Raw genomic sequence first — 13,661 nt, forward strand, 5'->3', positions numbered from 1 at the left:
TCCAGCGTTACGACTTTTGCGGTATTGGAAGCGCTGGAGCAGCAATTCCCTGATAGCCAACTGACTTTTGTTATAGGACCAGACAATTTACTCAACTTTGCTAAATTCTATAAATCAGATCAAATACTTAGTCGTTGGTCAGTTCTGTGTTGCCCTGAAAAGGTGCAAATCAGAAGCACTGATATTCGTAAAGCTCTGCAAGCGAAAGAAGAGATTTCTCACCTTGTAACACAAAAAGTGGGTCACAAATTGCATGAAAAAACGTATTATTGACACTAGGTTTTTATCCTAAGGGGGCAACAATGCGTGGTTTTGCAAAAGTTTGTGTTTTGGTGGTAACGCTTAGCTCGCCTCTGGCTGTGGCTTGTGACCCTATCTCGCTTGAGGACTCTTTATCCTCTCTAATGTCGAATAGTACTGATATTTCCTGTACCGCAGGCTTTGATTTAGAAGAATCCAACGTCTTTGACGAATCAACAGCGCTAGCCCTATCTACTGATGAAAAGAGTGAACAAAACTCTTATTGGTCACATTGGCTTAATGGCGAAGAGGGCAACCCCATCATATCAAATAGTGCGGAATATAATCACTTTGGTGTTGGGGTATGGGTGCCTGAGGATTTGGAAGAACAACTGCGCGATATGGATACTAAGCATTGGATCCGTAGTCATGGCTTACAGCTCAGTCTAGGCTTCGGTGATATGGAATCTGGAATGCCACGCATGCGCTTTGATTATCGCTGGCATCAACAATATGACGGCGATTTTTTAGTGCAATTGGAATTGCCGTTCTAACTAGCACCGATAGCTCACTCATCCATTGGATACCTGCTTTTGTTGCTCTTGACGTTCTAAGCACTGTTGAATAATGTTTTTCGGCGTATCTGGCTTAGAAAAGTAGTAACCTTGGATCTGGCTACACCCCATATCATACAGTTTTTCCAACGCTTTCTGATCTTCGACCCCTTCGGCAACAAGCGATACTTCAAGTTGTTTTGCCAACTGTACAATAAGCCAAACCACCCGCTCCGCCGTTTCATTGATGTCCATATTTTTAATGAAGGTTGCATCAATTTTAATGCAATCGATAGGATAGCTGTGGATGTAGTTTAAACTAGAGTAACCAGTACCGAAGTCATCGAGAGCAACCTGAAAGCCCAAGAAACGCAGTTTATTGAGGATTTTTTTAACTTGTTCCGTTTGTGAAAGCAGGACGGTTTCGGTGAGTTCGATCGTAAACTCTTCAGGTTTAAAGCCATAATTGGTCGTGGTATTGATTAAATGCTGGACGTAGCGGCTAGAGTTATTCAACTCATTGGCAGAGCAGTTTAGGCTGAGACGAATGCTGTGTCCTAAGCCTTTTTCTAGAGCGGCTTTGGCTTTACATGCCAATTCGACGATGCGTTCACCCAGTTCAACGATCAAGCCAGATTGCTCTGCAGCTTCGATAAATTCCAACGGAGAAATGTTGCCTAAGGCATGACTTTTCCATCGAGCAAGAATTTCAAAGTAATTCCATTGGTTGCTAGCCTTATCGACTATAGGCTGAACTACAACATATAGTTCACTGTCGATCATCGACTCTTTTGCCAGCTCGGTTCTTAGTGCATCGATAATTAAAGCACGACGGTAATACTGTGCGCTCAAGTGGGTGTCGTAGCATTGAACTTTTACGTGACGAGATTGCTTACAATCTTTCAGAGCCAAGCTGGCATTTAAAATGATCTGGTCGGCGGACAAGTTTTGGTTCGCGTTCTTCGCCAAACCAATACTGGTAGTGAATTTAATCCGATGTGCTGGGTCTTGGTAGCCTTTCTCTAAGTTCTGGATGATGGAATAGCAGATTTTAAATGGGTCACCAGCATGGGTGATAAAGGCAAATTCGTCACCGGCAATACGGAAGGCGAATTGCTCATCTTTAATGGTTTCTTTAATGGTATTGGCGACGAACTTAATGATCTGGTCACCAATATAGTTACCGTATAAATCATTGATCGCTTTAAAATTATCAATATCTAAGTACGCGAGTGTAAAAGGAATGTTTGGCGATTCTGACAGTCGTTCAAGTTTATCGGATAGATAGCTGCGATTGAGTAAGCCCGTTAGATTGTCATGAGAAACTTCGTAGCTGAGCTGGTCAACTAAGGTTTCAGATCGTGCAGTTAGCCACTTGGATTTAAGGTTATGGGTAACGATATTGGCAAACAGCTTGTGGAAATAGATCAGTTGCTCTTCCTCACTTCCTATGTTGTGGGTATAGGTAGATAGCAGTAAACCTAGCACCTCTCCATTGGCTGTTTTCAGCGGAATGGCTAAATAAGCTTTGATACCATGTTCGGTGATGTATTGCTCGTTGGGCAGTTCTTCAACCGCTTTAGAGCTACACAAAATGTAATCTTGATTAGACTTGGTTACAAATCTACAAATACTGTTTGTCAATGGCGCAAAGTAGTCATCGCGTTGCAATTTTTCTCCACTAGCTGATGCAAGAAGGGTAGAGCGATTCGTAAACTGATCGAGTTCGATGATGCATGTACAAAACGAATTAGAGTACTGCTGAAGCTCAAAGGTCGTTTTGTTGAGTAGTTCCAACCCATCTAAGCTCAAAGTGTCATTAATCGTCTCGACACTTAACGAGTGCTGTACTGACGTTGTCCTAACCATAGGGGTAACTCACTGTTATCGTGATTTATATCACTTAATATTATGATTTGTTACACATTAAATATGGTACAGGTCTCATATAATTGCAAATGGCATATATAGCGTTGCCATTCTGTATCCATATTAGTCTTGATTGGCTAGACGGTTTTTGAGGTAATCAAGAAATAGTTTCGTACGAGTATGCTGATAGTCTAGTTTTGGATAGTAGGCATAGACAGTGGCTTCGTCCGCCGTGATATCAGGTAAGATTCGTTGTAACGCCCCTTGTTTGAGGTCATCTTTGATCATTACATCGTTAGTCAGGAGAAGCCCCATACCACTTTTAGCAGCATAAAACAGTGCTTCTGGGTTTGAGGTGGCGAGATTACCGCTTAGAACGATTTTGTGTCCGTTAGTGAGTGAGATTTCTCGCTGGGTTCTTTCTCCCCACACCAGCATGTTGTGATCAGGGAGTTCACTAAAGTGTCGCGGTTCACCAAATTGTTCTATGTAGCTTGGGGATGCGTAAAAGCCAGCCCTATGCTCGAAAAGAGGCGTGGCCTTGTAACTAAGAGAATTGAGTTGTTCAATCTCTCGACTAATAAATAAATCAAAGCTTAAGGTGGGTAACTGGCCTGGCGTCGTTGTGATCAGTTGAATTCGAATATCCGGATACATCTGTAAAAAGTCGTTGAGGTATTGAACTAAAAACTTAGATCCAACCGCGAGCGTCGCACCTATTTTGAGCAAACCCGCTGGTGTTTGCGAAACAGAACGGGTTTCATCAACAATCGACTGCCAACCATCCATTTGTACCTTTGCTCTCTCATAGAAGAGCGCTCCTGCTTCTGTTTGGGTGACAGAACGAGTCGTTCGTTTTAAAAGCTGCACCCCAATTCGCTCTTCAAGCCAGTGAATTCGCTTACTGATTGCTGAGCTAGTGGTGTTGAGTGCGCTTGCGGCTCCTTTGAAGCTACCATGGTCAACCACACGAATATAACTCTGAACGCTTTGAATCCAATCCATAATAACGCCTTATAATTTCCGATTTGGAATTAATCACTTTCCATATCGGCATATTATCATTGAATTGTGGCTAATTTAAACTGGTAGGCAGAGCCAAATTCCACTCTCTATGAGATCCCATGAAGAAGACACCGATTTTACTTGCAATGATGATTATCGCGACAGGGCAAGTTGGCGTGAGTATTTACCTGCCATCTTTGCCTATGATCAGCAGTACTCTCGATGTGTCTCAAGCAGATGTACAGTTGGTAGTAACGGCGTTTCTGGTTGCTTTTGGTTTATCTCAGCTGTTTTATGGTCCGCTGTCTGATGCGATTGGTCGACGCCCGGTGTTTATCCTTGGTCAAGGGGTCTATCTTGCTGCAACGCTGCTATGTGTCGCTTTCACCGACAACATCACGGTATTAATTATCGGACGTTTTTTGCAAGGGCTTGGTGCAGGCAGTGCCTCAGTGCTTGGTCGCAGTGTGCTGCGTGACAGTTATGAAGGAGCTCAGCTAACAAAAGCGCTGTCGTACATCTCTATCACTGCTTCAATCATGCCAATTATCGCTCCCGTCATGGGCGGATGGATTGCTTTCTCTTTTGGATGGGAAGCCGTGTTTATCTGCGTTCTTCTTTATCTGGTTGCGATCTTCATCTTAGGTTACTTTGTATTGCCGGAAACGATGACCTATACAAAGACGCATTTTCACCCAATCGGTGTGGTTAAAAACTACGCTTCGTTACTGATTAACATGCAGGTTATTTCTAGTGCAAGTTATAACTGGATAACCTATTTGACCAGTGTTGTTTCGTTATCCGTATTGCCGTTTATATTGCAGCATCAGCTTGGTTTGAGCGCGGCTGAGTATGGCTCAGTAATGATTATTCCCTCAGCGGGTTTGATGATGGGCAGCTTTATTCTAACCGTTTTGAACCGCTGTTTGTCTATTAGGCAGATTTTGGCAATAGCTATCACAATCTTGACGGCTGCCGGATTGTGGTTATTGGTCTGTGAAGGGACGTTATTTAACCTTGTGGCGGCGTTTACTCTATTGACGATTGCGCAAGGGCTAACGACACCACTTTCAATTAGTATGTTACTAGCACCGCACAAAAGGCAGGCTGGTTCGGTATCTGCGTTGTCAGGTTCGATTCAAATGTGTTTAGCGGGCTTATTTGGCGGCTATTTGGTTGAGCACTGGGTACACAGCCAGATCAGCACCGGAGTGCTCTATTTAGTTTCAGCTACAATCATGGGGTTGGTACTATTCTCTTCGAGAAAGGTTCTTGTCATACAGCAAAAGTTTGCTTGATCTTGTGTTGGGTATACAATGCCCGCAAATTTATATTTAGAGACCAAATCAATGGAACTTAAAGATTTTGAAACGTTAGTGGCACTGCTATGCGAGAAAGAGAGCCTGCCACAAGCGCTAGAAGTATTAAAAGCGAGTGAAGAGCAAGAAGTTGCACAAGCTGCGCAATCCCTAAGTGGACAGTTTGCGCTTGCTGAGGTGGATGGTGCAAAACGTATCTATCACGTAACGGTTCAAACTAATGAGCAGGGTGAAGAACAAGAGTTCGTAGAGCATGTAATGGATGAAGGTGATGATGTGATCCGTTTTGTTGCATGGTTCTTTGATGTTATGTTTGATGTGAAGCGCAAAGACACTTATCAAGTAGCAGGGAAAACTTACCAGCAGCCAAAGCGCAGCTAATTTTGAAATTATGTGATTTATGTCTTGTTTTTATTTAAATTGTGATTAAAATCACACTCCTGATTGAAGGGGTGTATAACTATGAATCACGATTTTAGCAATGTCTTTATCGCTAACATGCTTGCTAAGCAAGCGATGCAAGAAGCTCTCTACGGTAAGCCTAAAGCGAAGAAAACGTCTTTGTTCAAACGCTTGATGAAGAAAATTGCATAAGCGTTAGATAAAAATGGAACTTGGCTAGTTGATGAGCTCGTTGTAATTTAGCTCAGCTAGCTAAAACAAAGCACCCATAACGGGGGCTTTGTTGTATGCAGGCATTATGCTTATGTTACAGAGACACTACGTTGTCGGGCACTGTGCTGAGGCCTTTGTCGACAATCCAAGTGGAAAGGTTATCAGCACCACCAATGTAGTGACCATCCAACCAGATTTGAGGCACCGTCACTGGGGTCTTTTCACCAATATGGGCTTTAACCTCTGGAATCATCCGATAGAGCGCAGCGCTGTCTTTCACCACATCGTAGTATTGATATTCAATGCCAGCGTCGTCGAGAATCTTTTTCGCTTTCACGCAATAAGGGCAGGTGGCCTTGCCGTAAACAATATTACCTTTAAGGGTATCGCGTTTAGTCCACTCTTGAATCACTGATTGAACTAAAACCCCCCGGTTTAGTGCCTCACCTTGGCTAACCACTTTACCTTCGACCATCAAAATAGGTGCGTGCCACGCGCCGACTTTTAATGGCTCCCACCAATGAGACAACCAATCTTTGACTTCGAGCTCGACTGGTACGCCAGCAAGTTCGTTCTCAAATGTATCGTTTAGAATATCTTTGGTCAGTGTACACTCACCACAAGGGATATTGACCTTGAAAGGGCCCCAACTGCCCGCCCAACGATACAGGGTTAACTTGATTGGTTTCGTCATAGAGGTTCTCCGTTTAAAGCTATGACTAATTAGAACGATCTAGCTTGGAATTTCTTTCAACTGCTTTGGCTTTTTTGCTTCCCACTGAGTAATAAAGGCTACTGAAGCAATGATTATGGCTGCACCAAGCCAGAGCCGACCGGGAGGAACCCAGCCGAACACCATCCAACCAGCGAGTACATTAAGTGGAAGCTTAGCGTGATCGAAGGGTTGTACGAATGACGCATCTGCCACCGAATATGCTTTAACAATCGCCCACTGTGCCAGTGCCGTCATGGCGCCTGCAGCAACAAGTAGTAACCAAAGCGTGTTCCCTGTCGGTAACTGCCAGTCAGGTAGGGCGAGCAGTATATTAAAAGGGGTGATTAATATCAGTAAGTAAACCACCATGGTGGAAGGTGAGTCTTGCGCAGAGAGCTTTTTAACCATCAATGAATAGCAAGCCCAAAAAAATGCAGCGCCAATAGGAAGCAGAGTCGCCCAGCTAAAATCATCCGCCCATGGCTCGAGAATAATCATAGCGCCAATAAAGCCTGTTAGGGTCGCTCCCCAGCGTGCAAATCCCACTTTTTCTTTGAGAAACAACCCAGAGCCGACGGTCGCAAACAGTGGCGAGGTCATTAGTAGTGCTATGCCTTGCCAAATCGGGACAGGATAAGCGAGTGCCCAAAGCCAGAGTTGGATGCCTATCACCGCTAAAAACACACGTAGAATGTGCAGGGTAAGGTTGTTGGTACGCAGTGACTGTCTGATACCTAGCGTTCTCAAGTAGGGCAGGATAACTACCAGTGCGATAGCGTATTGAACAACGGCAACCGTCGTTGAGGGCAGACCATAATTGATACTAGCGACTTGAACTAAGCTGTTGACGATCGCAAATGCTAGTCCTGCACTTAGCATCCAACTTGCGCCTTGGAGTGGGTGATGGTTTTGGGTGCTCATGAAATCAGTGTCTGAATAATAGATAGGCTGAATCATACGATGTTATTTCACTCAGGTCACCTGAGTAATGTACATATCATTCGAATGATTCAGCATAAGGTAGGCTAGTTACTTCTTGTTTAGGGTGTAGACAGACGCAATAACCAGCACTAGCCCAAGCGCATGCCAAAGCGTAAATACTTCGTCGAGTACAACGACCGCTAGTCCGGCAGTGATGGCAGGTCCCACATTACTGGTTAAACTCAGTGTTGTTGGGGTAAGCCGAGCCATTGCCGCAGCAACTAAGTAAGATGGAAGGACGGTGCAGAAAATGCCAAGCAATATACCTGTTGTGACTAGTTCTAGACTCCATGTAGAGATATCAGCTCCACTAAGGGATAAATGAACCAGAATTGCGATACCAGCGCTGCCCATACCAATGCTGGTAAATAGGGAACTGCCTAACTGGTCGATCAATGGCTTACTCCACACAAGGTAGAAAGCGAAAACCAATGCTGAGCCAACGGCGAGTAGACTACCAACAAACACCGATTGCCCCAGTGTTTTGAAATCATGGGCAACGATGGAACTGATACCCAAGTAACCAATACAGGCAGAAAGCAGTACGGTTTTGGTTGGACGTTGCTTATATAGCACCCAGCTAATTAGCACCACAAAGGTTGGAAATAGGAAGATTAATAGGCGTTCTAATTGAGCGGTTATATATTCCAAAGAGGCGATATCGAGGAAGCTTGCCATGTAGTATCCCATGACACCGATTAAGGCTGCTTTGAAGCCATGTTGTCTGACTCTATTGCGGTTCTCTCGCTGGCGACATAGGTAGATAAACGTTATCAGATACAGAGGCAGTGAGCTGAAAGCACGTAGTGTCATGATTGAGGTCGCGTCGCCTCCGTATTGGTAGGCAACTTTGATTAGAACTGGTTTTACAGAAAACAGAACACAGCCAGCTAAGGCAAGCAAAACACCGAATTGTGAAATTGAGGCTGTATTTGTAGAAAGAGTTTGCGCTTTTTCTGTCATGGTTCTCGTGTCCTTACTAAGAGAGTGGGGCTACGAGAAAGGGGGTATTCTGGCTACGTTTCTCGCAGCCAGACATAGAAATACCTACCGGCTACAGGCATTTGGGAGAAGGAGCCAAAGGTAGGCAAACATGAATTTCATAATTGTTGTGAAATCTACAGATAAATGAGTGATGAATTTTTAGACTATCGATATATGCCGCAGATTGCAATCAACAAATTACACCGCTTTGAGTTTAGCTTCGATTTGTCCTAGTGCTCTTTGGTACATAGACCAAGCACAGATACCCGCTAAAATGTTCCCGCCAAACGCACCCCAGAATAGACCTTGAATACCACCGAGATGTGCCCCAAGCCATAAGCAAGGTAAGAAGAAGGCAAATAGGCGTAGTGCAGAGATAGTTAAAGCAGTGTACGACTCACCCAGAGCGTTAGATATCGACACCATCAACATACAGATGCCAAGTGGCCCCAAGCTAAACGGAACAACCATGAGGTGATAGTTCAAAATCGTTTCGACTTCAGTTTCGCTAGTCATCAACGCGGCTAGCCCGTGTGAAGTAAGTAAAGTTAATCCTGCGATTAGCACTTGGAAGCCAAGGATAAACTTACACGCAATAATAACCAGTTTGCGAATGTCGGCTAAGTTATTTCCGCCAAGTAATTTGCCCACCATAGGTGGCATAGACATAGTAAGTGCAAGTACAGAAACTATCGCAAAGAATTCATAGCGTGAGCCTAATGCCCATGCAGCAACCGCAGCTGTGCCGTAACTCGCCAGTAGCTTTGTTGCTAACATAGAAGAGAGCGGAGGCAGCAATTGACTGATCATCGCAGGACCCATGATGTTGCCAATCGAGCGAACGCTCTTTACAACGTTGAGATCGCTCCAGTCGAAACTCATCCACTGCTTGTTATTCACCTTAGGCGCAACGACCAAAATGCCGATGCCAAACGCGAGAATAGTCGCGATCGCAGCGCCATTGATGCCTAAATCGAGGGTAAAAATAAAGATTGGATCGAGAACAAGGTTGAGCAGGCTAGTGATCATCATCATGGTACCTGGCAGCATAGTGTTACCGTTGGCTCGACAGACGCTATAGAGAAAGTAGAGCACCGCACCCACCCAAGCGCTAGCTAACCAGTATATCCAGTAGCTATCAATGATCGGAAGTACCGTATCAGGTGCGCTCAGTAGCGCTAGAATTGGCTCGCGAAGCAAGTAGATAATGACAGAAAATACCGCGACACCAATACTCCCCATTGCAATGACTAGCCCACCAAGCTGCTTAGCATATTTGATTTGATTGGCACCTATCGCTTTGGCAATCACAGCGGTGGTAGCGATGCCTAAACCCACTTGTATGCCGATGATGATCATCTGAATCGGTAGGGTAAAACCCTGCGCCGCCAAGGGGAGGATGCCGAGCTGACCGATAAACGCACTGTCCACCAGTTGAAAGCTCATGATGGATAAAACGCCAAACAGCATTGGCCAAGTCATCTTGAACAGCTGTTGCCCCAGTGAAGCGGCCGTGTCTTGTGTGTTTGCAGTCATAATAGAACTTAGGTCGTCGGTTGAGTTGGGATAAGCAAACCGAGGTGATGTGCCAAGGCTTTTGCATCAATTGCTAGTATATCGTTATGAAACAGCGAAAATTCAAGCCTAACTGGTAAATAATACGTTACCTTGAGTCGAGAATGATGCAGCATCATGTTGGAACTTGTCTATGTCATTAACCGAGAGCAGAAATAAATTCGCGTTCTAAATCATACAGATGATCCACGACCAAAGAGGCGTGAGCAGAGAACTCGGTTGGCTTGCCGTGTGTCACAAGACAAGAGGGCATGTTGGCATTAAACGCAGCTTCTAGGTCGTATAGGTAATCACCAACATATAACACTTGATCTCGTTGTAAGCGCCATTCATTGGCCAGCGAAACTAATGCATCGGGCGCGGGTTTTGGTGGAAAGTGCTCGCGGGTGATAATACGCGGAATGCGTAGCTTATTGTGCGACACCTTTTGCTTGGAGGCTTGAACACAGTTGCGAGTAATGATTGCGGTTTGCAGTTGGTTCGCGTGAATAAAATCAAGCAGAGAGTGGCAGCCTGGCATCGGCTGTGAAGCTTGAGCATCGTCAAGTTCGTGCTGAAGGATCAGCGCATTAGCTTTCTCTGTGGTTCGTTCGCACGCTAACTCTTTGACATAGACGAGCAAGTCTTTATCCGAAGGGCATCCAACTTGCTCTCTTAGCCAATGGAAGTCCATGTCTGAGCTAACCAAGGTGTTATCCAAATCAAACACAATCGCTTTGATCTTGGAGATGTTCAATGGCACATACGACATAGACAATCCTTTTAGTGTGTTTAAGCGAACTCTTTCTCCAAGTACGCAACAATATCAGAAGACTCGTACATCCATTGTACGTCGCCATCTTTTTCAATTCTTAGGCAAGGTACCTTCACTTTACCACCACCAGACTCGAGTTCTGCGCGGTGAGCCTGATCATTTTTAGCATCACGAAGATCAAAGCTTATAGATTGACGCTTCATCGCTCGACGCACTTTTACGCAGAAAGGGCAGGCATCAAATTGATACAGTGCGAGATTTTGAGCTTTTGCGTCGACTTCTTGTTGAGCCTCTGGTGAGCGCTTCACGCCTTTTGGTGAAAAAACAAAGTTGAGCAGTAGGATAACGCGGCCTAAAAACCAACGAATAAACTTCATAACAATCCTATTTTTAGTTATTTATTACCTGCACATGACAGGTACTTTAAAGGTGACATTTACGTTACGCATTGTAACTGAGATGTGATCATTATTGAATCGTAAAACGTTAGCCTACTTTTAGCTGATGTTTTTTGGTTATCTCTATGCCTAAACGCTTCGCGAGTCGCGTTAGGTTTGCCCGATCTGTTTTTAGTAATCGAGCAGCTTTAGCCCAGTTGAACTCTGCATCGGTAATCGCTGTGACGATCATTTTGCGCTGATACTCTTCTGTTGCTTCGCGTAAGCCAAGGGAAATTTCAGGCTCCATTGTTGGACTATTTGTCGAAGAGAGTGGAAGCTCACTGCCACCCATGATGGATTGCAATTCGCCAATGTATTCGGTAGACACTGTAATTAGCTTGCCGTTTTTGCCGCGCGCACGTGCTTTTAGGGCAGCTCGGTTAATCACGTGTTCAAGCTCTCGCACATTCCCCGGCCAGTTGTAGCGCGATAGAAGTTGCTGAGCGTCTTTACCGAGTTTAATTTGTACTAGGCCTAGCTTGCGTCTCGCTTGTTCTAGGAAGTAGCCAGCGAGCAATGCGATATCGCCATTTCGCTCACGCAGAGCAGGGACGGTAATTGGATAAACACTTAAGCGGTGATAGAGGTCTGAACGAAAACGACCTTCAGTGACTTCTTGTTTCAAATCTCGGTTTGTTGCCGCTAACACGCGCACATCTATCGTTTCGACCTTGTCTTGACCTACAGGTTGTATTTCGTTGTTTTGCAGTGCACGAAGAATTTTACTTTGGGCTGCAAGCGGTAGTTCGCCGATTTCGTCTAGAAACAGTGTACCTCCGTCAGCAAGGGCAAATTTACCTAAGCGTGATTTATCGGCTCCGGTAAACGCGCCTTTCACGTGGCCGAACAGTTCGTTCTCGACTAAGTTTTCGGGGATTGCTGCACAGTTAACATAAACCAGCGGCTGTTTCTTACGTGGTGACAAGTGGTGCAAGCTTCTTGCGACTAGCTCTTTACCAACGCCAGTCTCACCATGAATAAGAATGTTGAAGTTTGATGGCGCGACGACTTCGATATCGGCTTTTAGCGCTTGCATCGCGGCACTGTCACCTATTATATCGCCACCATCACGGTCAAGAGCATCTTCATTGAGCTCTTCAAAGCGTTGCTGGGTCTGTTTCGCTTGCTGTTCTAATTGGCTCACCGTCAAGGCGACTTTTAGCGTCGAGGCGGCAATCGCTGATAAAGCATCTAGACTACGAGTAGGAAACTGCTCAAACACCCCTGGAGTTAAACTGTCAAGCGTGAGCACACCGAGTAGCTTATCAGCATAAAAAAGTGGTAGGCCCATACATGAATGCATAGGCAGGTCACCATCATAATCTAGCAACAGGTTGTCAAAAGGATCAGGTAAATCGCTATCGGCATCAAATCTTACTGCAGTTTTTGATTCACATATGATGGCAAATCGCGGATGTTCGTCTATTTTGAAACGGCGACCTAGGGTATCTCGGGTTAACCCTTGGATAGCCAGCGGTACTAAGGTATCCCCTTGGAGAGACAATAGCGCAACGCTGTCACACTGAATCGACTTGCGAATAGCGTCGAGTAGGTTATTAAATCGGTCCTGATCATTGTCTCCTCGGGCGAGACCTATGGTCATATCAATCAGGGTTGAAACAGAGATATCTTGCATACATGTACCAACAATTAGACTGGCTTAAATGGTGTGTCGCTAAATTAATCACACTGAGTGCGGCCTTGCAACATGAAAGAGTCAAAATGACCTTTGTTGTTTGTGTCATAACGACATGATGAGATGCTTAAATGGTAATAAAACCATGAATTTAGCTTTGGTTTAGTTTGGCACGATTCATGCTCTTAAGTGGGAAGAAATACTAAAAAATAACACCGAGGAGAAAGTCTCAATGCTTAACAACCAACATATCGACATCGTTAAGAGCACTATTCCACTATTAGAGTCGGCAGGCCCGGCGTTGACTGAGCATTTCTACCAAAGAATGTTCAACCACAACCCGGAGCTCAAAGATATTTTTAATATGACGCACCAAAAAACCGGTCGTCAAAGTGTTGCTCTGTTTGAAGCCGTTGCTGCATACGCGAAGAATATCGAGAATCTAGAGGCGCTGACGTCTGCTGTAGAGCACATCGCCCATAAACACACCAGCTTCAACATTCAAGCACAGCACTACCAAATTGTTGGTCATCACTTAATTGAAACTCTGCGAGAACTTGCTTCAGAAGCCTTTACCCCAGAGGTGGAAGAGGCATGGACAGCGGCTTACTTGTTCCTTGCGCAGGTGTTTATTGACCGCGAAGGTGAGCTCTACTTACAGCGCAAACAAGCAGTGGGTGGATGGCAAAATGCGCGTCGTTTTATTGTTAGCGCTAAACAGCCAGAATCAGAGTTGGTGACTAGCTTCATCCTGACGCCAGAAGATGGTGGTGAGGTACTCGACTATCAACCAGGGCAGTACATTGGTATTGAGCTAAAACCAACTCAAGGTGATTACAACGAAATTCGCCAATACTCGTTGTCGCAAAAGCCAAATGGCAAAGATTATCGTATTTCAGTTAAGCGTGAATTAGGCGAACACAAGGGGCTTGTATCAAATTTCTCACATGATGAAGTTAACCAAGGCGATGTAG

General features: G+C 44.8%; 14 protein-coding genes and 1 pseudogene. 6 read left to right on the top strand and 9 right to left on the bottom strand.

The genetic code is table 11. The annotated features are described in order from the left end of the window. Both QTO00_RS04910 and QTO00_RS04915 read left to right on the top strand, forming a co-directional pair. Positions 1-273 (top strand): annotated as a pseudogene (locus tag QTO00_RS04910) (nicotinate-nicotinamide nucleotide adenylyltransferase); the annotation flags it as partial. Positions 274-302: 29 nt separating this feature from the next. Then, positions 303-794 (top strand): hypothetical protein, encoded by a 492-nt coding sequence (locus tag QTO00_RS04915; RefSeq protein WP_331423361.1) that lies wholly within the window; start codon positions 303-305, stop codon positions 792-794. 18 nt (positions 795-812) lie between these two features. Here the strand turns inward: QTO00_RS04915 and QTO00_RS04920 are convergent, their stop codons facing one another. After that, positions 813-2,663 (bottom strand): sensor domain-containing phosphodiesterase, encoded by a 1,851-nt coding sequence (locus tag QTO00_RS04920; RefSeq protein ID WP_331423362.1) that lies wholly within the window; start codon positions 2,661-2,663, stop codon positions 813-815. A gap of 123 nt (positions 2,664-2,786) precedes the next feature. After that, positions 2,787-3,668: a LysR family transcriptional regulator gene (locus QTO00_RS04925; RefSeq protein ID WP_331423363.1), complete on the bottom strand. Its 882-nt coding sequence runs from the start codon at positions 3,666-3,668 to the stop codon at positions 2,787-2,789. A 119-nt stretch (positions 3,669-3,787) separates the two neighbouring features. Here QTO00_RS04925 and QTO00_RS04930 point away from each other — a divergent pair, with 119 nt between their 5' ends. The 3 genes from QTO00_RS04930 (at position 3,788) to QTO00_RS04940 (ending at position 5,581) form a co-directional block, all read left to right on the top strand. Continuing rightward, complete coding sequence (locus QTO00_RS04930; RefSeq protein ID WP_331423364.1) at positions 3,788-4,966, top strand: multidrug effflux MFS transporter; 1,179 nt, start codon at positions 3,788-3,790, stop codon at positions 4,964-4,966. 51 nt (positions 4,967-5,017) lie between these two features. Beyond that, positions 5,018-5,368, top strand: a complete 351-nt coding sequence (locus QTO00_RS04935; protein WP_331423365.1) for a hypothetical protein — start codon at positions 5,018-5,020, stop codon at positions 5,366-5,368. 81 nt (positions 5,369-5,449) lie between these two features. Next, positions 5,450-5,581, top strand: coding sequence for a hypothetical protein (locus tag QTO00_RS04940; protein ID WP_331423366.1), 132 nt, complete (start codon positions 5,450-5,452; stop codon positions 5,579-5,581). 115 nt (positions 5,582-5,696) lie between these two features. On the opposite strand, the gene QTO00_RS04945 is transcribed toward QTO00_RS04940, so the two are convergent. From QTO00_RS04945 to norR, 7 genes are all read right to left on the bottom strand, one after another. Next, positions 5,697-6,296: a glutaredoxin domain-containing protein gene (locus QTO00_RS04945; protein WP_331423367.1), complete on the bottom strand. Its 600-nt coding sequence runs from the start codon at positions 6,294-6,296 to the stop codon at positions 5,697-5,699. A 39-nt stretch (positions 6,297-6,335) separates the two neighbouring features. After that, positions 6,336-7,238, bottom strand: coding sequence for a DMT family transporter (locus QTO00_RS04950; protein WP_331423369.1), 903 nt, complete (start codon positions 7,236-7,238; stop codon positions 6,336-6,338). 108 nt (positions 7,239-7,346) lie between these two features. Beyond that, complete coding sequence (locus QTO00_RS04955; RefSeq protein WP_331423371.1) at positions 7,347-8,261, bottom strand: DMT family transporter; 915 nt, start codon at positions 8,259-8,261, stop codon at positions 7,347-7,349. 219 nt (positions 8,262-8,480) lie between these two features. Further along, positions 8,481-9,818: an MATE family efflux transporter gene (locus tag QTO00_RS04960; protein ID WP_331423373.1), complete on the bottom strand. Its 1,338-nt coding sequence runs from the start codon at positions 9,816-9,818 to the stop codon at positions 8,481-8,483. Positions 9,819-9,996: 178 nt separating this feature from the next. Beyond that, positions 9,997-10,608: an HAD family hydrolase gene (locus tag QTO00_RS04965; protein WP_331423375.1), complete on the bottom strand. Its 612-nt coding sequence runs from the start codon at positions 10,606-10,608 to the stop codon at positions 9,997-9,999. A gap of 20 nt (positions 10,609-10,628) precedes the next feature. After that, positions 10,629-10,988 (bottom strand): glutaredoxin family protein, encoded by a 360-nt coding sequence (locus QTO00_RS04970; protein ID WP_331423377.1) that lies wholly within the window; start codon positions 10,986-10,988, stop codon positions 10,629-10,631. 109 nt (positions 10,989-11,097) lie between these two features. After that, positions 11,098-12,687 carry a nitric oxide reductase transcriptional regulator NorR gene (norR, locus tag QTO00_RS04975; protein ID WP_331423379.1) on the bottom strand — a complete coding sequence of 530 codons (1,590 nt, stop codon included), beginning with the start codon at positions 12,685-12,687 and terminating at the stop codon, positions 11,098-11,100. A gap of 232 nt (positions 12,688-12,919) precedes the next feature. On the opposite strand from norR, the gene QTO00_RS04980 reads away from it, so the two are divergent. Then, positions 12,920-13,661 (top strand): globin domain-containing protein (locus QTO00_RS04980; RefSeq protein WP_331423380.1); only part of this gene is annotated, 742 nt, incomplete at its 3' end.

The organism is Vibrio sp. M260118, from assembly GCF_036533755.1.
GTDB lineage: Bacteria > Pseudomonadota > Gammaproteobacteria > Enterobacterales > Vibrionaceae > Vibrio.

Coding starts and splice junctions, on each gene's coding strand:
- QTO00_RS04940 (WP_331423366.1), top strand. CDS start 5,450: ATGAATCACGATTTTAGCAATGTCTTTATCGCTAACATGCTTGCTAAG.
- QTO00_RS04935 (WP_331423365.1), top strand. CDS start 5,018: ATGGAACTTAAAGATTTTGAAACGTTAGTGGCACTGCTATGCGAGAAA.
- QTO00_RS04930 (WP_331423364.1), top strand. CDS start 3,788: ATGAAGAAGACACCGATTTTACTTGCAATGATGATTATCGCGACAGGG.
- QTO00_RS04915 (WP_331423361.1), top strand. CDS start 303: ATGCGTGGTTTTGCAAAAGTTTGTGTTTTGGTGGTAACGCTTAGCTCG.
- QTO00_RS04945 (WP_331423367.1), bottom strand. CDS start 6,296: ATGACGAAACCAATCAAGTTAACCCTGTATCGTTGGGCGGGCAGTTGG.
- QTO00_RS04970 (WP_331423377.1), bottom strand. CDS start 10,988: ATGAAGTTTATTCGTTGGTTTTTAGGCCGCGTTATCCTACTGCTCAAC.
- QTO00_RS04950 (WP_331423369.1), bottom strand. CDS start 7,238: ATGAGCACCCAAAACCATCACCCACTCCAAGGCGCAAGTTGGATGCTA.
- QTO00_RS04925 (WP_331423363.1), bottom strand. CDS start 3,668: ATGGATTGGATTCAAAGCGTTCAGAGTTATATTCGTGTGGTTGACCAT.
- QTO00_RS04920 (WP_331423362.1), bottom strand. CDS start 2,663: ATGGTTAGGACAACGTCAGTACAGCACTCGTTAAGTGTCGAGACGATT.
- QTO00_RS04955 (WP_331423371.1), bottom strand. CDS start 8,261: ATGACAGAAAAAGCGCAAACTCTTTCTACAAATACAGCCTCAATTTCA.
- QTO00_RS04965 (WP_331423375.1), bottom strand. CDS start 10,608: ATGTCGTATGTGCCATTGAACATCTCCAAGATCAAAGCGATTGTGTTT.
- QTO00_RS04960 (WP_331423373.1), bottom strand. CDS start 9,818: ATGACTGCAAACACACAAGACACGGCCGCTTCACTGGGGCAACAGCTG.
- norR (WP_331423379.1), bottom strand. CDS start 12,687: ATGCAAGATATCTCTGTTTCAACCCTGATTGATATGACCATAGGTCTC.